Source organism: Enterobacter sp. CPE_E863, assembly GCF_046521465.1.
In the GTDB taxonomy this organism is placed as follows: domain Bacteria; phylum Pseudomonadota; class Gammaproteobacteria; order Enterobacterales; family Enterobacteriaceae; genus Enterobacter; species Enterobacter adelaidei.
On sequence record NZ_JBKFZX010000001.1, the window covers coordinates 1,865,533 to 1,891,216 of the forward strand.

The 25,684-nt window shown below is 53.4% G+C and carries 25 protein-coding genes; 14 read left to right on the plus strand and 11 right to left on the minus strand.

Translation table 11 applies throughout. The annotated features are described in order from the left end of the window. Positions 1-10: 10 nt before the first annotated feature. Together ACLHV8_RS09210 and smrA are read left to right on the plus strand one after the other, a co-directional pair. Positions 11-922: a LysR family transcriptional regulator gene (locus tag ACLHV8_RS09210; RefSeq protein ID WP_028017337.1), complete on the plus strand. Its 912-nt coding sequence runs from the start codon at positions 11-13 to the stop codon at positions 920-922. Between the two features lie 356 nt (positions 923-1,278). Further along, positions 1,279-1,842 carry a DNA endonuclease SmrA gene (smrA, locus tag ACLHV8_RS09215; RefSeq protein WP_028017338.1) on the plus strand — a complete coding sequence of 188 codons (564 nt, stop codon included), beginning with the start codon at positions 1,279-1,281 and terminating at the stop codon, positions 1,840-1,842. Positions 1,843-1,869: 27 nt separating this feature from the next. Here smrA and tcp read toward each other — a convergent pair whose 3' ends face one another. Next, positions 1,870-3,531 carry a methyl-accepting chemotaxis citrate transducer gene (gene tcp, locus ACLHV8_RS09220; RefSeq protein ID WP_028017339.1) on the minus strand — a complete coding sequence of 554 codons (1,662 nt, stop codon included), beginning with the start codon at positions 3,529-3,531 and terminating at the stop codon, positions 1,870-1,872. A gap of 144 nt (positions 3,532-3,675) precedes the next feature. On the opposite strand from tcp, the gene ACLHV8_RS09225 reads away from it, so the two are divergent. The 4 genes from ACLHV8_RS09225 (at position 3,676) to umuC (ending at position 8,020) form a co-directional block, all read left to right on the plus strand. Beyond that, positions 3,676-4,542 (plus strand): aldo/keto reductase family oxidoreductase, encoded by an 867-nt coding sequence (locus ACLHV8_RS09225; protein ID WP_208593934.1) that lies wholly within the window; start codon positions 3,676-3,678, stop codon positions 4,540-4,542. A gap of 139 nt (positions 4,543-4,681) precedes the next feature. Next, complete coding sequence (locus ACLHV8_RS09230) at positions 4,682-6,205, plus strand: cyclic diguanylate phosphodiesterase (RefSeq protein WP_208593958.1); 1,524 nt, start codon at positions 4,682-4,684, stop codon at positions 6,203-6,205. A gap of 134 nt (positions 6,206-6,339) precedes the next feature. After that, on the plus strand, positions 6,340-6,774 hold the full coding sequence (gene umuD / locus ACLHV8_RS09235; RefSeq protein ID WP_028017342.1) for a translesion error-prone DNA polymerase V autoproteolytic subunit: 435 nt from the start codon (positions 6,340-6,342) through the stop codon (positions 6,772-6,774). Continuing rightward, entirely contained in the window at positions 6,758-8,020 is a 1,263-nt protein-coding gene (umuC, locus tag ACLHV8_RS09240; RefSeq protein ID WP_134707609.1) for a translesion error-prone DNA polymerase V subunit UmuC, read from the plus strand. Before umuD ends, umuC begins: the two co-directional genes overlap by 17 nt. Positions 8,021-8,032: 12 nt before the next feature. On the opposite strand, the gene ACLHV8_RS09245 is transcribed toward umuC, so the two are convergent. After that, positions 8,033-8,302, minus strand: a complete 270-nt coding sequence (locus tag ACLHV8_RS09245; protein ID WP_028017344.1) for a hypothetical protein — start codon at positions 8,300-8,302, stop codon at positions 8,033-8,035. 83 nt (positions 8,303-8,385) lie between these two features. Then, positions 8,386-9,273: a LysR family transcriptional regulator gene (locus tag ACLHV8_RS09250; protein WP_208593935.1), complete on the minus strand. Its 888-nt coding sequence runs from the start codon at positions 9,271-9,273 to the stop codon at positions 8,386-8,388. 97 nt (positions 9,274-9,370) lie between these two features. Here ACLHV8_RS09250 and ACLHV8_RS09255 point away from each other — a divergent pair, with 97 nt between their 5' ends. Continuing rightward, positions 9,371-10,426, plus strand: coding sequence for an SDR family oxidoreductase (locus ACLHV8_RS09255; protein ID WP_028017346.1), 1,056 nt, complete (start codon positions 9,371-9,373; stop codon positions 10,424-10,426). A 40-nt stretch (positions 10,427-10,466) separates the two neighbouring features. On the opposite strand, the gene ACLHV8_RS09260 is transcribed toward ACLHV8_RS09255, so the two are convergent. Further along, on the minus strand, positions 10,467-11,447 hold the full coding sequence (locus ACLHV8_RS09260) for an NAD(P)H-dependent flavin oxidoreductase (protein ID WP_128347936.1): 981 nt from the start codon (positions 11,445-11,447) through the stop codon (positions 10,467-10,469). A gap of 135 nt (positions 11,448-11,582) precedes the next feature. On the opposite strand from ACLHV8_RS09260, the gene ACLHV8_RS09265 reads away from it, so the two are divergent. Continuing rightward, the gene (locus ACLHV8_RS09265; protein ID WP_028017348.1) at positions 11,583-12,467 is read left to right on the plus strand and encodes a LysR family transcriptional regulator; all 885 of its coding nucleotides are present in this window, start codon (positions 11,583-11,585) and stop codon (positions 12,465-12,467) included. Here ACLHV8_RS09265 and ACLHV8_RS09270 read toward each other — a convergent pair. After that, positions 12,439-13,953, minus strand: coding sequence for a PLP-dependent aminotransferase family protein (locus ACLHV8_RS09270; protein WP_410376866.1), 1,515 nt, complete (start codon positions 13,951-13,953; stop codon positions 12,439-12,441). The two genes, ACLHV8_RS09265 and ACLHV8_RS09270, sit on opposite strands and share 29 nt — an antisense overlap. A gap of 36 nt (positions 13,954-13,989) precedes the next feature. On the opposite strand from ACLHV8_RS09270, the gene ACLHV8_RS09275 reads away from it, so the two are divergent. Continuing rightward, positions 13,990-14,757: an arylamine N-acetyltransferase family protein gene (locus ACLHV8_RS09275; RefSeq protein ID WP_208593937.1), complete on the plus strand. Its 768-nt coding sequence runs from the start codon at positions 13,990-13,992 to the stop codon at positions 14,755-14,757. Between the two features lie 70 nt (positions 14,758-14,827). Here the strand turns inward: ACLHV8_RS09275 and yajD are convergent, their stop codons facing one another. Further along, positions 14,828-15,175 (minus strand): HNH nuclease YajD, encoded by a 348-nt coding sequence (gene yajD, locus ACLHV8_RS09280; protein WP_006808895.1) that lies wholly within the window; start codon positions 15,173-15,175, stop codon positions 14,828-14,830. Between the two features lie 178 nt (positions 15,176-15,353). Here yajD and ACLHV8_RS09285 point away from each other — a divergent pair, with 178 nt between their 5' ends. Then, positions 15,354-16,379, plus strand: a complete 1,026-nt coding sequence (locus ACLHV8_RS09285) for an LLM class flavin-dependent oxidoreductase (RefSeq protein ID WP_208593938.1) — start codon at positions 15,354-15,356, stop codon at positions 16,377-16,379. Between the two features lie 28 nt (positions 16,380-16,407). Then, the gene (locus ACLHV8_RS09290; protein WP_208593939.1) at positions 16,408-17,355 is read left to right on the plus strand and encodes a zinc-dependent alcohol dehydrogenase family protein; all 948 of its coding nucleotides are present in this window, start codon (positions 16,408-16,410) and stop codon (positions 17,353-17,355) included. A gap of 3 nt (positions 17,356-17,358) precedes the next feature. On the opposite strand, the gene ACLHV8_RS09295 is transcribed toward ACLHV8_RS09290, so the two are convergent. After that, complete coding sequence (locus ACLHV8_RS09295) at positions 17,359-18,393, minus strand: AI-2E family transporter (protein ID WP_208593940.1); 1,035 nt, start codon at positions 18,391-18,393, stop codon at positions 17,359-17,361. A 421-nt stretch (positions 18,394-18,814) separates the two neighbouring features. Between ACLHV8_RS09295 and mdtJ the strand changes: the two genes are divergently transcribed. The 3 genes from mdtJ (at position 18,815) to ACLHV8_RS09310 (ending at position 21,740) form a co-directional block, all read left to right on the plus strand. Continuing rightward, positions 18,815-19,177, plus strand: coding sequence for a multidrug/spermidine efflux SMR transporter subunit MdtJ (gene mdtJ, locus ACLHV8_RS09300; RefSeq protein WP_028017354.1), 363 nt, complete (start codon positions 18,815-18,817; stop codon positions 19,175-19,177). Then, positions 19,164-19,493 (plus strand): multidrug/spermidine efflux SMR transporter subunit MdtI, encoded by a 330-nt coding sequence (mdtI, locus tag ACLHV8_RS09305; protein WP_028017355.1) that lies wholly within the window; start codon positions 19,164-19,166, stop codon positions 19,491-19,493. Before mdtJ ends, mdtI begins: the two co-directional genes overlap by 14 nt. Before the next feature lie 84 nt (positions 19,494-19,577). After that, positions 19,578-21,740: a bifunctional diguanylate cyclase/phosphodiesterase gene (locus ACLHV8_RS09310; protein ID WP_208593941.1), complete on the plus strand. Its 2,163-nt coding sequence runs from the start codon at positions 19,578-19,580 to the stop codon at positions 21,738-21,740. A 1-nt stretch (position 21,741) separates the two neighbouring features. Here the strand turns inward: ACLHV8_RS09310 and ACLHV8_RS09315 are convergent, their stop codons facing one another. From ACLHV8_RS09315 to ACLHV8_RS09330, 4 genes are all read right to left on the minus strand, one after another. Next, positions 21,742-22,563, minus strand: a complete 822-nt coding sequence (locus ACLHV8_RS09315; protein ID WP_028017357.1) for a trypsin-like serine peptidase — start codon at positions 22,561-22,563, stop codon at positions 21,742-21,744. Between the two features lie 278 nt (positions 22,564-22,841). Next, positions 22,842-23,312, minus strand: coding sequence for an acid resistance repetitive basic protein Asr (gene asr / locus ACLHV8_RS09320; protein WP_208593942.1), 471 nt, complete (start codon positions 23,310-23,312; stop codon positions 22,842-22,844). Positions 23,313-23,487: 175 nt separating this feature from the next. Then, positions 23,488-24,012, minus strand: a complete 525-nt coding sequence (locus tag ACLHV8_RS09325) for a thioredoxin fold domain-containing protein (protein WP_244250001.1) — start codon at positions 24,010-24,012, stop codon at positions 23,488-23,490. Between the two features lie 173 nt (positions 24,013-24,185). Continuing rightward, positions 24,186-25,670: a carboxypeptidase M32 gene (locus tag ACLHV8_RS09330; protein ID WP_208593944.1), complete on the minus strand. Its 1,485-nt coding sequence runs from the start codon at positions 25,668-25,670 to the stop codon at positions 24,186-24,188. Between the last annotated feature and the right edge of the window lie 14 nt (positions 25,671-25,684).

Here is a 25,684-nt window from a genome sequence, read left to right on the forward strand (position 1 = left end):
CGGTCGGGCTATGTCATTTCAGATTAAATTTCATCAAATCCGGGCGTTTGTTGAAGTCGCGCGCCAGGGCAGTATTCGTGGTGCCAGCAGGGCGCTCAATCTGTCACAACCGGCGCTGACCAAATCCATCAAAGAGCTGGAAGAGGGCATGGCGGCGCAGCTTTTTGTGCGCAGGAGTAAGGGCGTGGCATTGACCGAATGTGGCGAAGGTTTTTACCCGCGCGCCAGGCTGATTCTGGAAGAGTTACGTGCGGCGCAGGATGACATTCGCCAGCGGCAGGGGGAACTTGCCGGGCAAATCAACATTGGGATGGGGGCCAGTGTTTCACGCAGCCTCATGCCCGCCGTCATCACCCGCTTTCATGCGCAGCACCCGCAGGTCAAAGTCCGGATTATGGAAGGGCAACTGGTGTCGATGATCAATGAACTACGCCAGGGGGAGCTGGACTTTACCATCAACACCTATTATCAGGGACCTTACGACCATGAATTTACGTTTGAAAAGCTGTTCGAAAAACCGTTTGCGGTATTTTGCCGGAAAGGGCATCCGGCGACAGGAGCAACCTCTATTAATGAACTTTTGCATTATAACTGGACAATGCCGACGCCACGGGGAAGTTATTATAAGCAATTAGAGGATGTATTTAACCATCGCTCACAAATACCGCGGATTGGTGTGGTCTGTGAAACGTTTACTTCCTGTATTAGCCTTGTCGCGCAAAGTGATTTTTTAAGTATATTGCCACTGGAACTGGGCTGTGACCCGCTGCTGGCGCACCGTCTGGTCATGATCCCGGTTATCGAGTCGCTTCCAAAAGCGGCATATTATTTAGTTCAGCGCCGTGATTCACGTCAGACGCCTCTTGCCGAATCGTTAATAACGCAATTCAGAAGAGAAGCGAGAAAAATAGTTGTAGAGTGAAGTTTATATAATAAAAAAACAGGGTCTGCCCGACATCAGACAGACCCTACAGTACACACAGCAGTGCGTCCTTTCGCAGATCCTGAGTGTTATATCCATGGAGCAGGTTTATTTAGTTATAACACCTTTCCTGAAAATTGAAAGGCGGGTGAGTGATTGATTTCACGAATTTTTAACACAAATCACTTATTTTATCTTTGCTAAAATTTTAGTTAAGTGTGGTTTAAGTCTGTGGGGGGATTATTATATCTATTCATCAGGTTAATATTTATACCATACCTTGCGGTATAACGGTTATTGAGGCCCCTGTCTGGCACAGGTATAGTACAGTCCTCAGATGTAGCCGGAGGATATCCATGAACCCTGACGACAAATCCTTTTTTCTTGACGCCATGGAGGATGTCCAGCCCCTGAAGCGCAGCCCGGATATTCACTGGCAGCCAAGCCGCAATACGCGGTCGCGCCAGGAGATGGATACCGAACAGCTGGATAACTTCCTGACCCTGGGCTTTCTGGAACTTCTGCCCCTTGAAGAGGCGCTGGCGTTCCAGCGTGAAGGGGTGCAGCAGGGCGTTATTGATAAGCTACGCACGGGTAAATATGCCCGCCAGGCCAGCTTAAATCTCTTACGTCAGCCCGCCGAACGCTGCCGTCAGATGCTGTATTCTTTTATTCGCCAGGCCGGACGTGACGGGTTACGTAACCTGATTATCATTCACGGGAAAGGGCGTGAGCAGAACTCCCATCCTAATGTGGTGCGCAGCTATCTGGCGCGCTGGTTAACCGAGTTTGAGGAAGTGCAGGCTTTCTGCGTGGCGCTGCCGCATCACGGCGGCAGCGGGGCATGTTATGTTTCGCTACGAAAATCCGATGAAGCGAAACAGGAAAACTGGGAGCGGCACGCCAAGCGCAGCCGCTAGCGGGCGATAGCCTCGCCCGCCATAGACTTAGAACGTTTCCCAGTTGCTGTCGGTAGAGGCGGTTGTCGTTGCCGGACGCAGCAACTGCGGTGTCTTCACATTGGCCGGGCGCGGGGCTGCGACTTTTTCTTTGCCGTTCAGACGAAATGCCGCCACTGCCTGGCGCAGCTGTTCAGACTGATCTTCCAGCGCCGCCGCCGCCGTGGCGGACTCCTGCACCAGCGCGGCGTTTTGCTGTGTCACGCTGTCCATCTGTGAAACGGCCAGGCTTACCTGTTCGATACCACGGCTCTGTTCATCGGATGCCGACGAAATCTCACCCATAATATCGGTCACACGGGTAACGGCAGCGACAATCTCTTTCATGGTGGTGCCTGCTTCGCTAACCTGCTCAGAACCGGTATTCACCCGGCTGACGGAGTTTTCGATAAGCCCTTTGATCTCTTTCGCAGCCTGCGCACTGCGGCTCGCCAGCGTACGGACTTCGCCTGCCACAACCGCAAAACCACGACCCTGCTCCCCGGCACGAGCAGCTTCCACCGCTGCGTTAAGTGCCAGAATGTTCGTCTGGAAAGCGATGCTGTCAATCACGCCGGTAATGTGCGCAATTTGCTGCGAACTGTCAGCAATTTCGGTCATGGTGCGAACAACGTTATCCACCACGTGACCGCCACGGGCTGCGGTTTCAGAGGCGTTTTTCGCCAGTAGCGTAGCCTGACGGGCGTTATCGGAGTTCTGTTTAACCGTTGCGGTCAGTTCTTCCATGCTGGCGGCGGTCTCCTCGAGCGAGGAGGCCTGCTGCTCGGTGCGGGCGGAAAGATCGTTGCTGCCTGCGGCAATTTCGCCAGCGCCGGTGTAGATGGAGTCAGTGCTCCCACGTACGGCGCTGACGGTGGTCACCAGCGACTGCTGCATATCCTGCAGACCTGCGGCCAGTTGACCCATCTCATTGCGACCCGTGATGACGATATCCTGCGTCAGATCGCCGCCCGCAATCGCGCGAATATGGTTCATAATGGTGTTGAGGGGTTTTAACAGCAGATGTTGTAAACCCTGCCAGATCACTACCAGTACCGCGATAACGGCCAGCAAAATAGCCGCCAGCGTCCATTGCATCTGGGTGAAGCTGCTCTGGTTCTCTTCCGTTGCGGCCTTCAGCAGGGTGTTGTTTTCGGCACGCCAGCGGTTATAGACCGCTTCCATATCGTCCTGGGCCTGTTGAGCGTCCAGATCGCCATAGGCCTGGTAGTTATCGGCACGCAGGTACTCAATCGATAAACGCATCACTTCGTGCATCTGGTTCCAGGACTTCTGCATTTCGTCGGTTAATGCCGCATCCTGACCCTTAACCTGCGGCAGTTTCTGCCACTCTTTGTTGTAGGCCTCGGCTTTTGCCAGCGAGTCGCCTGCGGTGCCAAGCAGTTTGTTTATCGCCGCAAGGGAAGCCGGGTCACGCTGGTTTTTCAGGTAACGGATCGCCACGCGGGTGACGGTGACGCGGGTTTTCACCAGCGTGTTCACGCTGTCGCTCAGACTCTCCTGTTGGGCATTGAGCACCCCGGAGTTCTGGAAGTTATGGCGATCGTTGCTGACAGCAGAGTAGAACAACCCTCCCGTGACAACTTGCAACAGACAGAATATGGTGAGGGCAAAGATAATACCGGTAATCACGTGCAGATTTTTCAGCATAGCGGTCGTCCGTTAGAGAAAATGCAGGGGTACTCCAATACTATCGTCGTAGAGAATTTAAACTTTAATTTAACTCGCGCTTAACCAAGGGTTCTCTCAGGGAACCTGTTGTAAATCCGGATCATTTTTATGAGGCAGGTTAACATGAGCAGCATTGATAAAAGCGGGACGTACGCGCTCGGGACGCGGACGGTTAAACGACTGGGCTACGGTGCGATGCAGCTTGCCGGGCCGGGCGTCTTTGGTCCACCGAAGGATAAGCTGGCCGCGCTGGAGGTGCTACGTGAAGCCGTCGCGGCGGGGGTGAACCACATTGATACCAGTGATTTTTATGGTCCGCATATTACCAATCAGCTGATCCGCGAAGCACTTCATCCTTACCGGGACGATCTGACTATCGTGACCAAAATCGGTGCCCGTCGCGACAGTAAAGGTGCCTGGCTGCCGGCCTTTTCCGCGCAGGAACTGACTCAGGCGGTGCATGACAACCTGCGTAATCTGCAGCTTGACGTGCTGGACGTGGTGAATTTGCGAATTATGTTCAGCACACACGGGCCTGCGGAAGGGTCGATTGCGGAACCGCTTTCCACCCTGGCAGAGCTACAACAGCAAGGGCTGGTGCGTCATATTGGTCTGAGCAATGTGACGGCCACTCAGGTTGCGGAAGCGCAGAAGATGGTGCCGGTGGTGTGCGTGCAGAACATGTACAACATTGTAAACCGGGGGGACGATGTGCTGGTGGATGGGCTGGCACAGCAGGGCATTGCGTATGTACCGTTCTTCCCGCTGGGAGGTTTTACGCCACTGCAATCTTCCGGGCTGCAGGCCGTTGCTGATTCACTGGGCGCAACGGCAATGCAGGTGGCGCTGGCGTGGCTGTTGCAACGTTCCCCGAACATCTTGCTGATCCCCGGAACCTCTTCCGTGACGCATCTGCGGCAAAACCTTGCGGCGGGGGCACTGCACCTACCGCCTGAAGCCGTGAAAACGCTAAATTCGCTGGTGGACTAAACCTGATATAAGCAAAGCCCGGAAAATTTCCGGGTTTTGTTTGCAACACCCTGAGATTTGTCTCTTTTTTCAGTGGTTATTTTTAATGTTGTCGACCATGCTCTTTGTACTGATAATGCTAAGTACAGTTGAGACGGCAATGCGCAATGTCTTTATTCCTGTCATAACAGCAGTGGCTATTTTTATTGCTGGCGTTTTTATCCTCAATATACAGCTCTGGTATTCAGCTCGGGTTGATAGCTCGTCGGGAGCCAGATACGCCGTTAACAATATCAATGCCATTCTTGATGAAGCACGGGTTGCAGCCAGAACCGCGACGGAAATTATTGCGAAGGGATGTGATGCAGATGGGCAGTATCAGCTTGGTACGGAGGCCGCTCTGCAACCCCATCTCAGAACCATCGTTATTCTCAAAAAGGGGCAACCCTGGTGTTCATCTCTGCCGGGGAATCGTATTTTATTATTAAATATTAATGATATACCTTTTTCAGAATTACTTCTCACGCCGGCGAGCGATACGGTAAATGGACGACCTGTTCTGTTATTTCAGACCCACTTTGCCACCAATCGTATTATGGTCAGCGTGAGCGATAGCCATATCCGTGACGCTCTGAGTACGCCCCTGGAGCATGTTAATTACGCACTGGTGGTGGGCGGTTACGCTCTTGATGCTTCCGGCAATTTCACCATCACTCATCGCCAGGAAACGCAGGCCGGGCAGGCCCGGTCGGGAAATTACCCCTATAGCGTCAGATATAATCTTCCTCCTCTGTTTAGCGTACAAAGGCTGATCGAACACGGGGCAGGCATCATGCTGTTTTTACTGCTGATCTCCGGTACTGCCGCTTACGTTTTGCATAAGTATCTGAACAAAAACACCCTGCCTGAAGAGTCACTTCGTACCGCAATTGCCCGGGGGGAAATCGTTCCGTTTTACCAGCCTGTAGTGAATGGTAGAGAAGGCACGTTGCGGGGCGTGGAGGTGCTGGCAAGATGGAAGCATCCGCAGGCGGGCTATATTTCTCCGGCCACATTCATTCCCATTGCTGAAAAATCGGGGCTGATTGTTCCTCTGACGCAAAGCCTGATGGCGCAGGTGACGACACAGATGAACGCGATTTCCACGAAATTACCGGAAGGGTTTCACGTCGGGTTGAATTTCAGTGCCCCCCACATTGCGATGCCGACCTTCCTGGATGAGTGCCTGAAGTACAAGGATAGTTTCGTCAGAAAAGATCTGAACCTGGTGATCGAAGTGACAGAGCGGGAACCGCTGGATATTGATGAAAACCTTGTCCAGACCCTGAATGTGCTCCATGAAAAAGGGTTCGCTATTGCACTGGATGATTTTGGTACCGGCTATTCTGGACTCTCTTATCTGCATGATCTGCATATTGATTATATCAAAATTGACCATAGCTTCGTCAGCCGGGTGAACGAGCATGCGGACTCTACCCGCATCCTCGACTGTGTGCTGGATCTGGCGCGTAAACTCTCCATCAGCATTGTAGCGGAAGGCGTAGAGACGAAGGCGCAGCTAGACTACCTCAATCGCAATAACATCGTCTTTCAGCAGGGGTACTACTTTTTTAAACCAGTTCCTTTTACCGAGCTTATTCATATTTTGTTGTCGAAGCCGAAGGTGAAAGTGGTGGTGGAGTAACCTGCAGAAGCTGCAGCTGAATTAAATCCTCTCAAACTTCAATGCGTTTGGGATCGTCTGCGGAAATGACCTTGATCCTGGGGCATTATCTGTAATACTGTATTTATATACAGTGCGTGGCGAGAAAGGCATTTATGAACACTCTCTTTTCTTATCATCCAAAGCAATACATTGAATTACCTTTATTTTTGGAGCGTGTTGCCTGTGGTTTCCCAAGCCCTGCGCAGGATTATGTGGAGGATCGCCTCGATCTCAACAGGCTGGCGGTCAGACACCCGAGTGCAACCTATTTCGTCAAGGTGAGCGGAGACTCGATGATTGGCGCCGGGATCGGCGACGGCGATCTGCTGGTGGTTGATCGCTCGTTAAATGCTGAACATGGCGATATCGTGGTGGCGTCGGTCGCCGGTGAATTTACCGTGAAAGAGTTGCAGACCCGTCCGGTCCTGAGACTCCTGCCGCATAATGTCCGCTATCAGCCGATCACCTTTCAGTCCGAAGAGGAGCTGCAAATCTTCGGGGTTGTTACCCACACACTCAAAACGCATAAACATGTTCGCGCTGGTTGATGTGAATAGTTTCTATGCCTCCTGCGAGAAGGTGTTCCGTCCCGATCTGGAGGGGAAACCTATCGTGGTAGTTTCGAATAACGACGGCTGCATTATTTCACTGTCGCGGGAGGCAAAGCAGCTCGGTATAAAAATGGGTGAGCCGTATTTCAAATTCAAAGAGAAGAGCTACCCCTCCCGGGTGTACGTCTTTAGTTCGAATTATGCACTCTATGCCGACCTCAGCAGCCGGGTGATGCAAACCCTGACCGATCTTGCCCCGGCAATAGAGATCTATTCCATTGATGAAGCGTTCGTGAATGTGTCAGGTGTCAGCCACTGCATGTCGCTGGAAGCATTTGGTCGCCAGGTGCGCGCGCAGATACTTAAAAATACGGGCTTAACGGTTGGCGTCGGTATTGCCCCGACAAAAACGCTGGCGAAGCTGGCCAACTATGCGGCCAAGCGGTGGTCGAGTACCGGTGGCGTGGTGGATTTATCGGATCGCGAGCGGCAGCGCAAACTGCTGGCGAATGTACCGGTAGACGAGGTGTGGGGCGTTGGACGGCGCATCACGAAAAAACTCAATGCGATGGGGATCTCCACGGCACTGGCGCTGGCGGATGCCTCATCCTGGGTCATTCGTAAACATTTTAACGTGGTACTGGAGCGCACGGTGAGAGAGCTTCGCGGTGAACCCTGCCTTGACCTGGAAGAGTTTACTCCCACAAAGCAGCAAATTATCTGTAGCCGTTCGTTTGGACACCGGATTACGCAATACGAAGAGATGCATCAGGCCATTTGCGCCTACGCGGAACGTGCAGCAGAAAAACTACGCGGCGAGCATCAATACTGCCGCTTTATCAGCGTGTTTTTGCGCACTAGCCCTCATGCCGACAACGAAATTTATTACGGCAATCAGGCTTCAACCATCCTGATGACGCCGACCAACGACTCACGCGATATCATCCGTGCAGCCACGGAGGCGCTGGGGCGTATATGGCTTGACGGGTATCGCTACATGAAAGCGGGGGTGATGCTGGCGGACTTTTTCAGTACGGGTGTCGCCCAGCTTAATTTGTTTGACGATAACCGTCTGCGCGTCAACAGTGCGGCACTGATGGACATGATCGATAGCGTCAATCATTCCGGCAAAGGGAAGATATGGTTTGCCGGGCAGGGGATTGAGAAATCCTGGGCAATGAAACGCGAGATGCTGTCTCCGGCTTATACCACGCGATACGCAGATTTGCCGGTGGCGAGGTAGAGAACTCCTGCGTTATTTCTTTTGCGTCAACCAGGTTGCCGCCGCCGTCAGCACGCCGATCAACGGCATTTGGCCCGCACCTGCCAGGAAGTTATGGCGATCGATGTCATTATTTTTATGGATATCAGCAAAGCGGGTAAGCGCCGTTTTTTCATCCGCAGCGCTGATCTCCTCAAACTGCTTTTCAAACCCCTGAGCGGTCAGCTGAGAAGCTGCATCGATGTTTGCGCTCTCGATCGCAACGAGATCCGGGCCTTTCCTGAAGAAACTGTAATCGGGCATATGTGCTCCATAAAGAAGAGGATACGGTGAAAATACTCTATTCCTTATGGTCAAAAAGTGCACGTGATTTGCGGGGGGAATGTTCAGTTTTTCTTCATGATCTCAGGCAGTAATTGCTCAATCACGCTGACGACACGTCGGACGCGCTGTGGAATAAAGCGGGCATCAGGGAAAACGGCATAGAGGAATCGGTCGGGTAACCGCCAGGCGGGTAAGATCGGCACCAGTGTGCCATTTTTCAATGCTCTGGCCGCAAGCGGTAGCTGCATGCCTCCGATTCCGATGTCTGACTCCAGCGCCTGTAATAGCGCGTCGCTGGTATTGGCGCGGAAAACGGTATTCACCTTCACGTCGAGGGTCTCTTCCTGAGAAAGCAGCCGCAATGGGGCATCCAGCGGGATGCCGCTAAATCGTACATGTGGCAGCGTCGCCAGCTCGCTGACGCTGTGCACCGCCTGAAATTCGGGGGTGGCAAACAGCGCGGTTTCAACACGTGCCAGCACGCGAGCCGCATGCGCCATAGGAGGCTCACTGCTTAGTCGTATTGCGACATCCACCCCTTCTGTCACCAGGTCGGCAATGCGGTCATCGAGGGAAAGCATCAGGTGCAATTCTGGATGCAGGCGTTGCAGCGAAAGCAAATGTGGCAAAAAGATCTGGCCCAGCCCGCTCGGCAGCTGGACATGCACTCTCCCCTGAAATTGCTGATCGACAGGATCCAGCCGCATCTCAGCTTCCCGCATGGCATCCAGCACAAGCTGCATATCACGGCTGTAACGCTCTCCCTGTTCAGTCAACTTCATTGATCGCGTTGTACGATGCAGCAACACGACACCAAGCTCTTGTTCAAGGGCGGCGATCTGCTGGCTGACCGCAGATTGCTTCATCCCGCTCTGGCGGGCGGCGGCAGAAAAGGAACCTGCTTTTGCAACGCAAAGAAAGGTGGAAATGGCGTTGAGTTTATTATTCATTTAATGATTTTTCTGATAAGTGCCATCGGTTTAAGGGGATATCCAATAAAAAAATAATATATGACACTGCGCCTGTCACCCTTTCTGGAGAAACTTCATGAATAAGATGCCGCAACAAAACGTCGCGCTGGTCGCTGGTGCCAGCGGAATTGTGGGTAGACAGCTCGTCAAAACGCTCCTGCACAATAAATGGCAGGTGATCGGTCTCAGTCGCCATGCAGTGACCCATCCGGATGCTATTCCGATGGTGAATGTCGATTTACTGGATGCGCAGAACAGCGCAGAGGTGCTGCAACCCCTGAGTGGTATCACCCATATTTTTTACAGCGCCTGGGCGAACGCGGCAAACTGGACAGACATGGTCGAGCCGAACGTTACGATGCTGCGTCATCTGGTCAGTCATATCGAAAAAACAGCACCGCTGCAGACGGTCAGCCTGATGCAGGGGTACAAAGTCTATGGTGCACATCTGGGGCCGTTCAAAACCCCGGCACGCGAAAGCGATCCGGGCGTACCGGGTGCAGAATTTAACGCCGCTCAGCTCACGTGGCTCAGCGATTTTCAGCGTGGGAAAAGCTGGCACTGGAATGCCATCAGACCGGGCGTGGTGGGAAGTACCGTGCCCGGCAACACGATGAATCTGGCGCTGAGCATCGCTCTGTATGCGTCTTTGTGTAAGGCTCAGGGGCTACCTTTGCGCTTTCCCGGTACCGAGCAGACCTGGCACAGTATCGTTGATCATACCGACGCCGGGTTGCTGGCCGAGGCAACGCTGTGGGCTGCCACGACATCTGCGGCGCAGAATCAGGCTTTCAACGTGAATAACGGCGATATCTGGCGCTGGAGTGAGCTATGGCCGCGCATCGCACGCTGGTTTGAACTGGAATCTGCTCCGCCCGTGAGGTTGTCATTTCATCAGCTGTTTAAGGACTATCGTGAGGTATGGCGCGAGCTTGCCAGAGATCGGCTGGTAGAAACGGATATTATGCAGCTGAATGACGGACATTTTGCCGATTTCGTCTTTAGCTGGAATTACGACATGTTCGGTGATGGCAGCAAGCTTCGGCGGTCTGGCTTCACGCGAATGCAGGCAACCGATGAGATGTTTTTCAACCTGTTCGCGCAGCTGAGAGCGGCACGTATTATTCCCTGACTGTAAGGGCGTCCTGGTGCAAGCCAGGACGCGGGGACACTTACTCAACTGTTAACGCATTGACGACGTCGGCGACGCTTTTAACACTACGGATATTTCCGATGCCTGTGCCAAGCGCGATATAACCTTCATCGGTGTTGTCTTCCAGCATACCCAGGCGTAAACCCCGTAATCCTCCCATCACCTTGCCCAACTCTTCGTTGCTTGCACCTGTTTTATCCATCAACGCCAGTTTTTCCGCCAGCTTGCCGGGAAGAGAACGGTAGTAATGGGGCACGGTGCGGAAAAGCAGCAAATCGAGACCGTTGGCGGCAATAATTTTATCTTTGACCCCCTGCGGCACGCGGCTTTCTTCTGTGCTGATAAAGACCGAACCGGCAAACACGCCTTCAGCGCCTAATGCATGGGCCGCTCTGGCGGTGCGGTTATCGGTAATACCCCCCGCAGCCATCACTGGAATGTGCTTCACGGCATCGGCAATCAGCGGCACGATGGAAAAGGTGCCAAGCACCGTTGCGGGCAATGTGCCCCCTTCGTCAAAACCGGTGGCGACGATAATGTCTGCTCCCAGGTCTTCTGCGAGACGAGTGTTTTCAGGCGTTGGGTTGATGTCGCGGTAGATAATGGTGATACCTGTCTCTTTTAACTCGTTAAAAAGCGCTGGAATAATGCTGCCTTCCCCATAACCCGTATACACCACGGCCCTGATACCTTCTTCTTTTACCACCTGAAGGATAGGCCCGGTCCAGATGTCATTAACGGCTGTGGGGATCAGGTTCACGCCAAAGGGTTTTTCGGTCAGCCGTTTGGTTTTACGAATTTCCTCACGCATTTTTTCAGCGGTCTCTTTCGGCGTAGAGACCGCGGTATCGGCGGTTAAACCTGCATTTGGTCCCAGCACACCGAGCCCTCCGGCATTGCTGACTGCGGCGACTAATCGTGCATCAGTGAGCCAGGATAAAGGCCCCTGAATAACAGGTTTTTCGATACCCAGGATCTGACAGATACGGTTATTTTTCATAGCAGACTCTCCCTCATGTTTGAATGGGGGAGAGTGTAGGGCTCAATATTGTTAGGAAAAATAGCCAAAAAGATTCATCACTGTTATAAAATTCATAACAATAACTTTATCCTGCTTGCGGCAAAAACATCCTTTATGCAAATAAACCTCTTTGAATCTATTAGGATTTTTATTGAAATTATCGAGTCAGGGAGTCTTACCCAGGCGGCGGAGAATCTGCAAATCCATCGTCCGGCAGTCACCAAAGCATTACAGCTTCTGGAGCAACACAGCGGCACACGTTTACTGCAACGAACAACGCGTCGTATCAGCCTGACACCTGATGGGGAAGCGTTTTACCGTCAGAGTAAACCTCTGCTGGTGCAGGCTGATGAATTACTGGAGTCGTTTGGCAGTGGCCGGGCAATACACGGTCAGTTACGTGTGGATATGCCCATCTCTTTTGCGGCGTTGCGGGTGATACCTAATCTGCCTGATTTTTATCGCCAGCATCCTGAAATCGATATTATCCTGAGCAGTTCTGACCGTCGTCGGGATATGCTACGAGAGGGCCTGGACTGTGTGCTACGGGTGGGAGAACTCGACGATGGTGACTATATCGCGCGTAAAATCGGGAATATCAAGATTACGACTTGCGCCAGCCCGGCCTGGCTTGCGAAAAACGGCACGCCTGCAACGCTGGATGATTTACGCGAACATCAGGCGATCAACTGGGTTAACAACAACAGCAGACAAATTTATCCGTGGACTTTTACAACGCCAGAAGGGACTGCTGAGATTAAACTTCCCGGAAAACTTGTGGTGGATAACTCCGAAGCCTACATTGCGGCAGGTCTGGCCGGACTGGGATTAATGCAGGGGATGAATCTCTTTCTGCAGCCTTACATTGACCGCGGTCTTCTGGTTGAAGTCTTGCCAGACTACCGATCTCCGGACCGAAAATTGTCACTTCTCTATCCACACCGTCACCTCTCCCGAAAAGTGCGGGTATTTACCGAGTGGCTGGAGAGTCTGGTGTGAAAACAGCCAGTTCGTGACACAGCGCGCCAATCTGTTCCACGGCATTCAGCAGGAGGAGCGTTGGTTCGTTTGCGCAGTTTAGCCGCAGAAAGTGCGTTAATTCTGCGCCAGGGGAAAACAGCGGGCCAGGGCTGACGCCGATGCCCAACGCCAGCGCACGTCGATGCACCTCCAGCGCGTTGATCTGCTGAGGAAGTTCTACCCACAACAGGAAACCGGCAGTGGGCACGTTAACACGTGTACCCGGTGGGAAACTCGTCTCGACCCGCGCAACGACGGCGTCTATTCCCTCTGCGATCCGGTGCTTTAACCGCCGCAGATGACGATCGTAGTCGCCACTTGCGAGGATCTCGCTCGTTGCGGCTTCCAGCATTGGCGCACCTGCCCACTCTCCGGCCATACGCGTCTGCAATACCTGCGCGTGGTAGCGCCCGGCGGCAATCCAGCCGATCCGCCAGCCTGGCGCAAGCGTTTTAGAGAGCGAACTGCAGTAAATCACGTTTCCGCTCTGGTCGAACGCTTTGCAGGCCGGAGGGCGTTGCCCTTCGCCAACGAGGTCACCATAGACATCGTCCTCAATTAAAGGGATCTCTGCCTGCTCAAGCAGAGCAACAAGCTCTTGCTTGCGTGCAACGGGCATACTGGCACCCAAAGGGTTTTGCACGGTGGGTGAGGCCAAAACGGCAGCGGGGCGGTGGTAGCGAATGGCGTCAGCCAGCGGTTCCAGTAACAGGCCTTCAACGGGATCGGTCGGGATCGCTAAGGCTCTTAGGCCTAAATCTTCCAGCAGCAGGAGTGTACCAAAGTAGGCAGGCTGCTCAATCGCTACGACATCACCTGGCTGGCACACTGCCTGAAGGGCAAGGCGCAGCGCCTGCGTTGCACCCGCGGTGATGATGAGATCATCCGCGCCGAAACGAGCCCCCCATTGCGCAGAACGCGCGGCAATCTTACTTCGTAAATCACGCCTTCCCGGAGGCAGGCTATAGCTTTGTCCGTGTGCGTCCAGACGGCGGACGGCAGAGTGCAACGCCCGTTGCAGCATATCGCCGGGTAGCCATGCGGGGTCAGGCAGGGCTGCGCCCAACGGTATCAGACGGGCTTCTGCACTGCTGAACAGCGAGCGGGCCACGGCGGACATTGCCACAGGGACCGGACCAGGTACGGAGTGCGAAGGTTCCGCACGCGGAGTGATGCTGGTCTGGCAGATGAAGTAGCCCGAACGCGGACGCGCCACAATCAGCCCCTCTGCTTCAAGGCAACGAAGGGCTTCCAGCGCCGTCGGAAGGCTAACGTGTTCGCGTTCGGCCAGTTTACGCGCGGAGATCATCCGGTCGCCTACACGCAACGCACCTGAAGTCAGTGTTAGACGGAGCATCTCAGCTATTCGGCGGTAATGTGGGGACGACGGAGATGGGGCAGACATGGGCATCTGTTCAGGCTGATTTTCGATAAAACTGACTATACAGCCAATGATGCGCGCCATCTATAGTGTCCGACATGTTCAGGACAAGGAGGCATTATGCAGAGCAATAATTTCAACATCTCTACTTATTTCAAACGCATAAACTACACCGGACCGGTGGCTGCCGATACGGCCACGTTACATGCGCTTATGCGTCATCAGCTCTTTTCAGTTCCCTTTGAAAATCTGGACGTGCAGGCGGGCAAAATTGTCTCGCTGGCACCAGACGATATTGCCGATAAGGTGTTAACGCAGGGGCGCGGCGGTTACTGCTATGAGGTGAACGGTCTTTTTGCCATGGCGCTGGAGGCGGTAGGTATTCCTTACCGTTTCGTGGCGGCACGCCCGATGTTCTACCCTGCGCGACGACCGAAAACCCACATGGCGCTCATCGCTGAGGTAGATAGTCGACAGTGGCTTTGCGATCTCGGGTTCGGCAGCTACGGCATCCGTGCACCGATGGCGCTGGACACGCTTGATGTCGATATCACCCAGGATTTCGACACGTTTCGGCTTAGCCGTAGCGCAGAGGGCGAATATCTGCTTCAGGCAAAAGTGGAGGGGGAATGGGCCCGTCAATACGGCTTTGATCTCACGCCTCAGGAATGGATTGATTTCGTTCCGGCCAACTACCTTAACTCCACGCATCCGGATGCCATCTTTGTCCAGAAGCTGGTGGTGGTGCAGCATCGCCCGGAAGGACGTGAGATTTTACTGGGCGATGTGCTGAAGACGATCACTGCGGATGGGGTTGAAATACAGCAACTGGCGGAGGAAGAAATCTCCAGTATGCTGAAAGACCGTTTTGCGTTGACGACGGCGTAAAACAGAAGGGGCGGCCTGCTGTCACACTGCCCCGAGAATCGCCCATACGGCTGGTATGGGCGGTGCGATATTATTTCTTCTTATTCATCATCGCTTTTAAATCGGCAAACGGGTTAAACGTGGCAACGCCCACGTCTTTTTGCGCGTCTTCCCCTGCAACCACGGTGGTACCGTACTGATCCGCTTCGGTGTATTTCGAGTGTTCATGGTCATGGCAGAACAGGCACAACAGTTCCCAGTTGCTGCCATCTTCCGGGTTGTTGGTATGGTCGTGATCGATATGGTGAACCGTGAGTTCACGCAGATTGGAATAAACAAACTCTCGCGAGCAGCGACCACACACCCATGGATAGATTTTTAATGCTTTTTCGCGATAGCCGCTTTCCAGCCGCGCGTAGTTTTTAGGGATCAAAGCCATTGCCGGTTTTACCTGCCATGAAAAGAGTGGGGGATATTATATCCCATTATGGAGCGTAATGACGAACCCCTCAATTCAGTCAATTTATTTGAATCATTCCGTTAAATAAACGGCATTTATTCTCACCGGGTAATGCGTAAAGTAGGTGAGATGCAAAGTCCCATCAGGATAAATCGTTATGAAAAAGATCGGGTTTCTGTCGTTTGGTCACTGGACACCTTCACCGCAGTCCGGTACGCGTTCAGCAGCGGATACATTGCTTCAGTCCATTGATTTGGCCGTGGCGGCCGAAGAGTTGGGTGCAGACGGCGCGTATTTCCGTGTGCACCACTTTGCCCGGCAGTTGAGCTCCCCGTTCCCCCTGCTGGCCGCAATAGGCGCCAAAACGAAAACCATTGAAATCGGTACTGGCGTCATTGATATGCGCTATGAAAACCCGATGTACATGGCAGAGGATGCTGGAGCCGCGGATCTGATCTCAGGTGGGCGTTTGCAGCTTGGCATCAGCCGGGGTTCCCCGGAGCAGGTTATTGATGGCTGGCGTCATTTTGGCTATGTCCCGCAGGAAGGGGAAAACGAATCTGATATGGCACGCCGCCATACCGAGGTACTGCTTGAGGTATTGCGTGGAGAAGGTTTTGCAAAACCGAATCCACAACCTATGTTCCCGAACCCGCCGGGGTTGCTGCGCCTTGAACCTTATTCCGCCGGTTTGCGCGAGCGTATCTGGTGGGGCGCCGGTTCGAATGCGACGGCAGTGTGGGCGGCAAAACTGGGAATGAACCTGCAAAGTTCTACCTTAAAAGACGATGAAACCGGTGAGCCGTTCCATATTCAGCAGGCAAAACAGATCCGCGCTTACCGTCAGGCGTGGGCGGAAGCGGGGCATACGCGTCAGCCACGAGTCTCGGTTAGCCGCAGTATTTTTGCGCTGATGGACGATCGCGATCGGATGTACTTCGGCTCCAGCCGGAGCGACAGCGATAGCGTCGGTTATCTTGATGAGAAAACGCGTGCGATCTTCGGACGTAGCTATGCCGCAGAGCCTAACAAGCTGATTGAACAGTTGAAAAAGGACGACGCGATTGCCGAAGCCGATACGTTATTATTGACCGTGCCGAATCAACTTGGTGTGGATTACAATGCGCACGTGATTGAGTCCATTCTCAAACATGTCGCACCGGCAATGGGCTGGCGCGAGTAGCCATTCTGTAATTAGCCGTGAGATCGTAATGGAAAACCTGGCCCTCTGGTATCGACGTTTTGGCGAGCCAGATTCTGTTCTGCAGCCGGAAACAGCGCCATTGGGCGAGCTTGCTCCAGGTCATATTCGTGTGCAAATGCTGTTTTCCCCGGTGAACGCGTCCGATCTTATCCCCATTACCGGGGCCTATCGCCACCGGACGCCGCTACCGGCGGTGGCAGGGTATGAAGGCGTCGGGATTGTGACCCAGGCACCAGCCCCCTTCACGGGGCTGGTGGGCAAGCGCGTCTTACCCTTACGGGGGCAGGGAACCTGGCAGCGCTATGTTGATTGCCCGGCTGAGTATACGATCCCGGTTCCGGACAATATCGACTCACGCCTGGCCGCACGGGCCTATATCAATCCGCTGGCGGCGCAGATGATGCTCGCTCACTATCCACCACAGGGAAAGCGGGTGTTGCTCACGGCTGCCGGTTCTGACTGTGCCATTCTGCTCGGGCAGTGGGCGCGTCAGAGGGGAGCACAAGCGGTATACGGTATTCACCGTTCACCTGTACATGCTGAAAGGCTGGATGCGATGGGGATCATTCCCGTCGCGCAACAGGATACGAAGAGAATCGGCGCTATCGCTGCGTGTGCCGATGTTGTTTACGATGCGACCGGAGGAGCGCTTGCGGAAGCTATTCTCAACGTGATGCCCGAGCAGGGCATGTTTGTTTGCTACGGACTGCTCTCCGGGCAAACCTTCCGTCAGCAGCGCCCCATGCCGCGCGTGGCATGGTTTCATATTCGCAACTATCTCGATGCCCTCAGCGTGGAGGCGTGGCATGCCGAGTTCGAACGCATCTGGCCTCAGTTGCGTGGTAGCCAGTACAGCCATGCCACGGTGTACCCTCTGACGGAATGGCAGAGGGCGCTAAGTGCGTACCGTGAAGGTGGCAGGATCGGCAAGCCGATCCTGTCGATGATAGCGTGACCGTTATTGATGGCTCATATCGCTCAGCAGCACCGCGATACTTTGCCCGCCAGCCGTCTGTTCCAGGCCAATCTTCACAATGATGGTCAGCGGAACGGAAAGCAGCATCCCAACGGGGCCGAGCAGCCAGCCCCAGAAAATAAGGGACAAAAAGACCACCAGTGTGGACAACCCCAGTCCACGCCCCATCATCCGTGGCTCAAGAATGTTGCCGAACACCAGATTAATCACCAGATATCCAGCCAGCAGAATCAACGCGTCATAGAACCCGCTGAAAACCAGCATCTGAAGAATAGGGGGGATTGCTGCCAGCACGGAGCCGATGTTAGGGATGTAGTTCAGCGCAAACGCCAGCAGTCCCCAGACAAATGCAAAGCGGACATCCAGCGCCATGAGCATTCCCCAGACCACCCCTCCTGTGACCAGACTAATGGCCGTTTTTAACACCAGATAGCGGGAAACGCTGTCCAGCGCGCGCTGAATTGCCCCCATACCTTCAACCGGACGAACCATGATCTGCTGCAGCTTTGTGGGAAGCTGCGGCACCTCCAGCAACATGAACACCACCGTTAAGAACAGCAGGAAAATAGAGGTCATGGCATTGGAGAGTTGCGCCAGCAGACTGGTGACAAGCGTCATGGCCGCGTTGGGATCGATATATTTCAGGAGCTCCTCAACCGAGACTTCTATGCCTGCACGCTGCAGCCAGGGTTCAATTTGCAGGAGCGGTATCGCCAGTGACGAACGGTATTTCGGCAATGTTCGCGCCAGTTCATTGAGCGACGTCCCCAGATAAGCGACGAGCAGAACCATCGCAATAATAATGATGCTGATAAGCAGGGTGATCGCCAGCACGCGCGGGATGCGTAACCGTGTCATGCGCTGTACCAGCGGGTTAAGGATCACCGCAATAAACAGCGCCAGAATAAAGGGGACAATGATGTCGGCGGCAAAACGAACGCCTGTCAGAATGATCACCAGCATGCCCAGCATGATGACAATTTTTAACCCGTTCAGGGTAATGATGGGTTTAGCCATGGTGACTCCGGAATAATCTTTTTATTTATAATAAATGCGAAACCCGCTGTAATAAAGTAACCAAAATCAAACGGGGTGGGTAAAGAATTGCAAAGACTTTGAGTAAAATCCTGACTTATGGTACAAATCTGGCGTGTTTAACTACCGAGGACAATTTTGATCCGCAAAGACGAGAAGCAACACCGCGGATAATTGTAATTTTATGGACAATTTGTTCAGGACGTACTTTTCAAACAATACTGCTGTATTTTCCTCTTCCTTCTGCCTGCTTTCTGGTGAGCAACACTGGCGCACCGCACTATAGTCACATCTTCTGCCTGAGCTGGCGCTACGCGCTTAGCTGTCCGATTTAATTTCATATTTTTTGGTTTGCTGTTCGCGGCGGGCCACGATGGATTATATTCTCAAGCAGGAGAAAAACATGTTTTACTGGATTTTATTAGCTCTGGCTATTATCGCTGAAATTACCGGCACGTTGTCGATGAAATGGGCAAGTGTCAGCGATGGCAACACCGGTTTTATTTTAATGCTGGTGATGATTTCACTTTCCTATATTTTCCTCTCATTTGCAGTAAAAAAAATTGCGCTGGGTGTGGCCTATGCCCTATGGGAGGGGATCGGTATTTTGCTGATTACACTGTTCAGCGTCATGATATTTGACGAAACGCTCTCCACGATGAAGGTTGCCGGGTTAACGACCCTGGTTGCGGGTATTGTGCTGATTAAATCGGGTACTCGTAAGCCGACAAAACAGCAGAAGGAGCAGAACCATGCAACAGTTTGAATGGGTTCATGCGGCCTGGCTGGGTTTTGCCATCGTGCTGGAAATTCTGGCTAACGTCCTGCTGAAATTCTCGGATGGTTTTCGCCGTAAAGTGTACGGACTGATGTCGATTGCGGCGGTTCTGGGGGCGTTCAGTGCCCTGTCCCAGGCGGTAAAAGGAATCGACCTTTCTGTTGCCTATGCGCTGTGGGGAGGGTTTGGTATCGCCGCCACGCTGGCAGCAGGTTGGGTGCTCTTCGGTCAGCGTTTAAATAACAAAGGCTGGGTAGGATTGATATTACTGCTTGCTGGTATGATCATGATAAAACTCGCCTGATATACTGACAGCCATTATTTACAGGCAGCGAAATTCGCTGCCTGTAGTACTCTTAGAAAAGCATAACATTGAAGAGGATGGCTGATGTATCGCACATTGAGCTGGCGCAATATTCCTACTGCGAGAACATTGTTTGCCATGGTCTTCATCGCGGGGATCGGCTTAATCATTTCCATTGTGGCACTGCTCTATCTATCCCTGCACCTTATCAGCACGAAAACCAATGAAATTGACGAACACCGTTCGGCACTTTCCGTGCAGGGTGCCATTCAGACATCCGTCAACCGAGTCTCCTCTCTGGTCCTGGATAACGCTGTCTGGGACGATGCGGTACACGAGACGTACCGTCCAACTCTGGATCCCAACTGGCTGTATAACACCTGGGGCGCTGGCTTTAAAATTAACAACCTTTATGACGGCACTTTCGTGCTTGATGAACACTTCAATGTCATCTGGGGATCGTTTCAAAGCCAACCGTTCAAAGAGACGAACCTTGATTTTTTTGGTAAAGGCTTCAAAGGGCTTATTAACCAGTACGGACAAGCACTGCCCGGTGATAAAAATATCTATGCGGGCATCACCCGAACGCGTAACGGCATTGCATTTATTGGGATAGGGCTGATTCGCCCGATGGTTGGAGATTTACAGGTTACCGATGGAACACGCCGCTATCTGGTGATTACGCGTCATCTGAACGCGAAAATATTATCCGATCTGGGGACGACCTTTCAGATTGATAACCTCAATTTTACCCCTGAAAAAATCAATAATCTGAGTATGCCCCTGCGCAGTTCAGCAGGAGAGTTACTGGGATACCTGAACTGGCAGGCTCGTCTTCCGGGAGCGCAAGCCGCCCGGGCTGCATCGTCTGATATTACGCAGATTGTGGTGCTGGCGTCGGCGCTGATCCTGCTCTTCATTCTGGTGAGCGGTGTGGGGCTGTACAAACTTGCGCGTGGAGAAAATCAGGCGCGTATGGTCGCGAGAACGGACTGGTTAAGCCATCTGCCGAACCGACGTGCGCTGATCGAAGATCTGGATCGCGTGAGTTTACGCGGTGATATTGACGTCAAAAGCGTGGTGTTTATCGATCTGGATGGCTTTAAGGATGTCAATGACATCTACGGCCATAGCGTGGGTGACGATCTCATTGTAGTGATAGCGAAAACGCTGAATGAACGCGTCCCACCGGGAGGGATGCTGGCACGCATGGGCGGCGATGAATTTGCTATGACCATCGGTGGTGATGGCGCGGAAGCGCAGGCCACTGCGTTTGCCCGTTCGGTGCTGGATTTTCTCAACATCCCGATTCGGCTAGGGGAGCGCACAATCCATATCGGCGCCAGTATAGGTATTGCCAGCGGCACCCTGATCGAATGCACCAGTACTGAGTTGTTTCGCCGTGCGGATATTGCCATGTATCACGCCAAAATGAGTGGAAAAGGGCGCATCACCCACTACGACGCGGCGCTGAACAGTACCCGTGAACGTAAGCTGGCGATTGAGAATCAGATCAGAAGCGGCCTGGAGCGCGATGAGTTTGAGGTCTGGTACCAGCCAATTATTGACGCTCACAGCCAGAAAATGGGCAGTGTCGAAGCGCTGGTTCGCTGGCCGCGTCGACCGGGCGGGCCACTTGACCCGGACACCTTTATCACCATTGCAGAGACCAGTGGTTTGATTTACAAACTGGGCCAGTTTGTCTTGCAGCGGGCCTGTCAGGATCTGGAGCCATTCAGTGAGTTAAAACTCTCCGTGAATATCTCTCCTGCACAATTTCGCGATCCTGAATTTGAAGACAAAGTGGCAAGTGTGCTGGAGACCACGCGTTTCCCGGCCAACAGATTGCAGCTTGAGGTAACAGAGACCTATGTGCTGGAAAACCCGGAGCGAGCCCGCATGGCAATAGCCAATCTTAAAGCGCTTGGAACCGCGGTGGCGCTGGATGATTTTGGCACGGGCTATTCCAGTATTGGATATTTACGGCGTTTTAACTTCGACACCATTAAGATTGATAAATCACTGGCCGGGCTGGTGGGCAACGATGAACAGGCGGCAGCGCTGGTCAGCGGCACAGTGCGGATCGCCAATGCGCTGGGCATGGCGGTGGTGGCGGAAGGGGTGGAAACCGAAAAACAGATGAAACTGCTACGGCTGGCTGGCTGCGATCAACTGCAGGGTTTTTGGTTCAGCCAGCCGATGCCAATTGAGTCAATCAGAGAATTACATCAGATCAGGCAGTGCTGATTTACTGTTGCGCCAGCGCTTCCAGCTTGTCGCGAAAACCGGTAACAGACAACGCCCGGTTATCTGCGCGCCAGCGATCTTTCGCCGCAGGCGCGGAACTCTGGACGCCAATCAATTGCCAGCCATTATCCGTTTTCAGCATTAACGGTGAACCGCTGTCGCCTGGCAGCGTATCGCACTGATGCGAAAGCACGCTGGTTTGTGCCCAGCCCGTCACAACACAGTCGGTGTGAGTGTAAAGCGCATCCAGATGATCGACAGGGTAGCCTGACTGCGTCACCTTGCGGTCGGCAGCTTTCAGGGCGGCGGTGAGTGCGGCTTTATCTCCGTCAAATAACGGCAGCGGCGTAATACCTGAAGGCGGGTAGCGCAAAATGATCAGGCCAAAATCCCATGAGGCGGCTGCCGGTGGCACTATCCAGCCATCACCATCGGGTTTCAGGCGTTTGCCGAGAGAAGGGTCAACCCGGCCTTCAATACCGTGGATTTCATAGCGCCAGATTCCTTTTTGCGACACAAACCGCAAGGCAACCGCTTTGTCTGGCTTACCGTTTGGCGGTGTCAACAGACAGTGGCCGGCCGTCAGGGCAAGCTGCGGGGTGATCAACGTCGCGGTACACAAGTTACCGCTGGCGGTTTCCAGTTGCCCTATTGCATCCCAGGGCGCCTGGGTAGGATCGGTGACGCGAGTCCGGTCATCATGACCGAAAAAAAGCGTTTTTAGATCTTTCGCGCTAATGGTGTCATCACCGCCATCATCCGCATGTGAAAATCCAGAAAAAAGACCAAACGTTCCCAGTAACAACACAACAGATTTACGCATATCACACTCTGGTGGGGGTAATTATGATTATTAAAAGTGAACCCTATGAAAATACTATAGACGGGACAGCGCTAAAGTGGGAGTAAAATCAGCGTGCTACAATCAGGAAAGATAAAAATGGCTTGCGATGAGCGCGCATAAAATAAGCAGGATCAGGATCAGCTCAAACCGATAGCGTCGCAGCATACGCCCTCCGGATAAAAAAACGGCGCGGAACCTGTTCCGGTTCAGCGCCGGTTTACCAACGTGCCCCGAAGGGCACGATTAAGCTTGTACTCTTACGCAGCTGGCTGTGCAGCTGGTTTAGCAGCTTCGTGTTTTACTGCTTTTTTGTGGTGCTTTTTAGCGGCCTGAGCTTTCTGCTCTACAGCTGGTTTGGTCGCTTTTTTGTGGTGGTGCTTTTTAGCAGCCTGCGCTTTCTGCTCTACAGCTGGTTTGGTCGCTTTTTTGTGGTGGTGCTTTTTAGCGGCCTGCGCTTTCTGCTCTACAGCCGGTTTAGCGGCTTTTTTGTGGTGCTTTTTGGCAGCCTGAGCTTTTTGCTCGGTTGGTGCTGCGGTTGCTGGTGCAGCGGCTTCTTTTTTCATTGCTGCTTTATGATGTTTCTTATGGTGAACTGCTTTTGCTGGAGCAGCGGTAGTGGTTGCAGCTGGAGCGGCAGCCGGTGCAGCGGTTGCAGTAGTTTCAGCAGCAAACGCAGCAGAAGACAGACCCATAGCAGCGGCAACAACCAGAGCTAATACTTTATTCATTCTCATACCCTCGAATTTGGTTTTTCATTTAACCCCACTGCGGGGCCGTTGAAATAACTATATCCCTGTAAATTCGAGGTTTCCGTGAGTGATTGGTATCGCTGTGTAACCATATGTACAAAGGGTGGAAACGGTGAACGGACAGGGCCTGCGCCGCTGTCCGTTCAGGCCTGCGTTATTTTTTGAGTGCAGCCAGAATCGCAGCCGGAGGCTGGCTGCCAATGATGGTGCGTGACTCAGGCTCAATTACTACCATAACTGGCGTAATGCTCACGCCCAACCGTTCAGCCAGCGCGGATTGCCGCACGATCAAATCGGAGCACGCTGCGGTGGTGTCATTATCAGGTAAAAATCCCGCCATCGCTTTTTGCAGGCTTTTGACCTTATCGGTTGAACACCAGACGCGCCCCATATCTTCAATGACCGAGTCGCGAATGGCGTTGGGCGCAACGGTCAGAAACGACATCGTCAACCCGGCATCCGTATACTGCTTAACGTTTTTCACCACATTGCTGCAGTAAATGCACTGATTATCAATAAACACCAGCAGCTTATATCGCTCCGCGGGAGCCTGAAACGTGATGGGCTGGAGATCTGTCAGTGAATGGGTAATATCATTGAATGCGTCTTGTGGTGTGTTATCCGTGGCCGCGAAGGTACTTAAGCTCGTCGCACACACAATGGCCAACATCGTTTTCATTATGCCTTTCATCATTCATCCCTTTATTTTGTTAATCCCTGTCTGATAGCGGTTTAATTATTTGACAAGGAAGCGCAGTAATACACCAGGTGTGATCGGAACGGTATGCGCTAAATCATAGTCTTAAACAAATTCGGCGAGGGGGTAGCCGGAGCATGCTCCGGCTGAAAGAATTACAGATAACGTGAGGTCAGGTGTTCCCGGAAGTAGCTGATATTCAGATCTTCACCCGTTGCCTGGGTAATTAACTGCGACGTGGTAAAGCGGCTACCGTGCTGCCAGATGTTCTGGCGCAGCCAGTCAAACAGCGCGGAAAAATCGCCTTCAGCGATGGAGGACTGCAGACCCGGAAGCGCCGTTTTGGCCGCATGGAACAGCTGCGCGGCATACATGGCCCCCAGCGTATAGGACGGGAAGTAGCCAAAACCGCCGTCGGTCCAGTGGATATCCTGCATGCAGCCGTTGCGGTAGTTGTCTTTCGTGGATAATCCGAGCCAGGCCTGCATTTTCTCGTCCCACAGGGCGGGAATATCGTCCACCTCGATCTCGCCGTTGATCAGCGCACGCTCAATCTCATAGCGCAGCACCACATGTGCCGGGTAACTCACTTCGTCCGCATCGACGCGAATATAGCCCGGCTTCACGCGCTGGTTCCAGGCAATAAAGTTCTCTTCGCTGAACGCCGCCTGGCTGCCAAAGCGGGCGTGCACCGCAGGGAGGAGATGTTTGAGGAAGGCCTCACTGCGGCCGAGTTGCATCTCAAAGAACAGGCTCTGGGATTCATGGATGGCGGTGGAGCGTGCCAGAGCGATAGGCTGTCCTGCCCACGCTCGCGGCAGGTTTTGTTCGTAGCGGGCGTGCCCGGTTTCATGAATCACACCAAACAGCGCGCTCAGCAGTTCATCCTCATCATAACGCGTGGTAATTCGCACATCTTCCGGTACGCCACCGCAGAACGGGTGCGCACTGACGTCCAGGCGTCCGCCGTTAAAATCGAAGTCCAGCATCTGCATAGCTTCCAGCCCCAGCTCACGCTGTGTTGCTGTCGGGAAGGGGCCTTGCGGTGGAACAAACGAACGCTGAGCCTGTTTTTCCACCACGTTTGCCAGCAGGTCCGGCAGCCAGGATTTCATATCGCCGAACAGGACGTCCAGACGCGCGCTGGTCATGTCGGGCTCAAAAATATCCAGCAGCGCGTCGTACGGCGTACAGCCTTTGGCTTCGGCCCGCAGGCGAGCCTCTTCGCGACTGAGTTTGACCACCTCTTTCAGGTTGGCAGAAAAGCCCTGCCAGTCGTTGGCGGGGCGCTGCGTGCGCCAGGCGTGTTCACACTTGCTGCCCGCCAGGGATTTGGCTTCCACCAGCGATTCTGGCAGCAGCGAGGCCTGCTGATATTGACGCGTCATTTCGCGCAGGTTGGCTTGTTCGATATCATTCAGATTTTCATCTGCCGCCGCCGCTAACAGGTCGCCGACTTTTTTATCGGTCAGGATCTGGTGTTGCAGGACGCTTATCTCCGCCAGCGCCTCGCCACGGGCAGCGCTGCCGCCTGGCGGCATCATGGTGAACATATCCCAACTGGCGATAGAGGAGAGGTGGGAGAATCGGGAGAGACGCTGGAAGGTGCGGGTGAGTTGTTGGTAGTTGTTGTTTTTCATGAAGTCCTCGTGTC

What these genes read in the sequence shown, in the direction of transcription:
- ACLHV8_RS09245 (WP_028017344.1), bottom strand. Translation starts at nt 8,302, where the DNA reads ATGCCCGATTACAGTTTCTTCAGGAAAGGCCCGGATCTCGTTGCGATC.
- ACLHV8_RS09270 (WP_410376866.1), bottom strand. Translation starts at nt 13,953, where the DNA reads ATGGCGCGCATCATTGGCTGTATAGTCAGTTTTATCGAAAATCAGCCT.
- mdtJ (WP_028017354.1), top strand. Translation starts at nt 18,815, where the DNA reads ATGTTTTACTGGATTTTATTAGCTCTGGCTATTATCGCTGAAATTACC.
- smrA (WP_028017338.1), top strand. Translation starts at nt 1,279, where the DNA reads ATGAACCCTGACGACAAATCCTTTTTTCTTGACGCCATGGAGGATGTC.
- ACLHV8_RS09255 (WP_028017346.1), top strand. Translation starts at nt 9,371, where the DNA reads ATGAATAAGATGCCGCAACAAAACGTCGCGCTGGTCGCTGGTGCCAGC.
- ACLHV8_RS09265 (WP_028017348.1), top strand. Translation starts at nt 11,583, where the DNA reads ATGCAAATAAACCTCTTTGAATCTATTAGGATTTTTATTGAAATTATC.
- mdtI (WP_028017355.1), top strand. Translation starts at nt 19,164, where the DNA reads ATGCAACAGTTTGAATGGGTTCATGCGGCCTGGCTGGGTTTTGCCATC.
- ACLHV8_RS09310 (WP_208593941.1), top strand. Translation starts at nt 19,578, where the DNA reads ATGTATCGCACATTGAGCTGGCGCAATATTCCTACTGCGAGAACATTG.
- ACLHV8_RS09315 (WP_028017357.1), bottom strand. Translation starts at nt 22,563, where the DNA reads ATGCGTAAATCTGTTGTGTTGTTACTGGGAACGTTTGGTCTTTTTTCT.
- ACLHV8_RS09285 (WP_208593938.1), top strand. Translation starts at nt 15,354, where the DNA reads ATGAAAAAGATCGGGTTTCTGTCGTTTGGTCACTGGACACCTTCACCG.
- ACLHV8_RS09290 (WP_208593939.1), top strand. Translation starts at nt 16,408, where the DNA reads ATGGAAAACCTGGCCCTCTGGTATCGACGTTTTGGCGAGCCAGATTCT.
- umuD (WP_028017342.1), top strand. Translation starts at nt 6,340, where the DNA reads ATGAACACTCTCTTTTCTTATCATCCAAAGCAATACATTGAATTACCT.
- ACLHV8_RS09210 (WP_028017337.1), top strand. Translation starts at nt 11, where the DNA reads ATGTCATTTCAGATTAAATTTCATCAAATCCGGGCGTTTGTTGAAGTC.
- umuC (WP_134707609.1), top strand. Translation starts at nt 6,758, where the DNA reads ATGTTCGCGCTGGTTGATGTGAATAGTTTCTATGCCTCCTGCGAGAAG.
- ACLHV8_RS09325 (WP_244250001.1), bottom strand. Translation starts at nt 24,012, where the DNA reads ATGAAAACGATGTTGGCCATTGTGTGTGCGACGAGCTTAAGTACCTTC.
- ACLHV8_RS09295 (WP_208593940.1), bottom strand. Translation starts at nt 18,393, where the DNA reads ATGGCTAAACCCATCATTACCCTGAACGGGTTAAAAATTGTCATCATG.
- asr (WP_208593942.1), bottom strand. Translation starts at nt 23,312, where the DNA reads ATGAATAAAGTATTAGCTCTGGTTGTTGCCGCTGCTATGGGTCTGTCT.
- ACLHV8_RS09275 (WP_208593937.1), top strand. Translation starts at nt 13,990, where the DNA reads ATGCAGAGCAATAATTTCAACATCTCTACTTATTTCAAACGCATAAAC.
- ACLHV8_RS09330 (WP_208593944.1), bottom strand. Translation starts at nt 25,670, where the DNA reads ATGAAAAACAACAACTACCAACAACTCACCCGCACCTTCCAGCGTCTC.
- ACLHV8_RS09250 (WP_208593935.1), bottom strand. Translation starts at nt 9,273, where the DNA reads ATGAATAATAAACTCAACGCCATTTCCACCTTTCTTTGCGTTGCAAAA.
- ACLHV8_RS09225 (WP_208593934.1), top strand. Translation starts at nt 3,676, where the DNA reads ATGAGCAGCATTGATAAAAGCGGGACGTACGCGCTCGGGACGCGGACG.
- yajD (WP_006808895.1), bottom strand. Translation starts at nt 15,175, where the DNA reads ATGGCTTTGATCCCTAAAAACTACGCGCGGCTGGAAAGCGGCTATCGC.
- tcp (WP_028017339.1), bottom strand. Translation starts at nt 3,531, where the DNA reads ATGCTGAAAAATCTGCACGTGATTACCGGTATTATCTTTGCCCTCACC.
- ACLHV8_RS09260 (WP_128347936.1), bottom strand. Translation starts at nt 11,447, where the DNA reads ATGAAAAATAACCGTATCTGTCAGATCCTGGGTATCGAAAAACCTGTT.
- ACLHV8_RS09230 (WP_208593958.1), top strand. Translation starts at nt 4,682, where the DNA reads ATGCGCAATGTCTTTATTCCTGTCATAACAGCAGTGGCTATTTTTATT.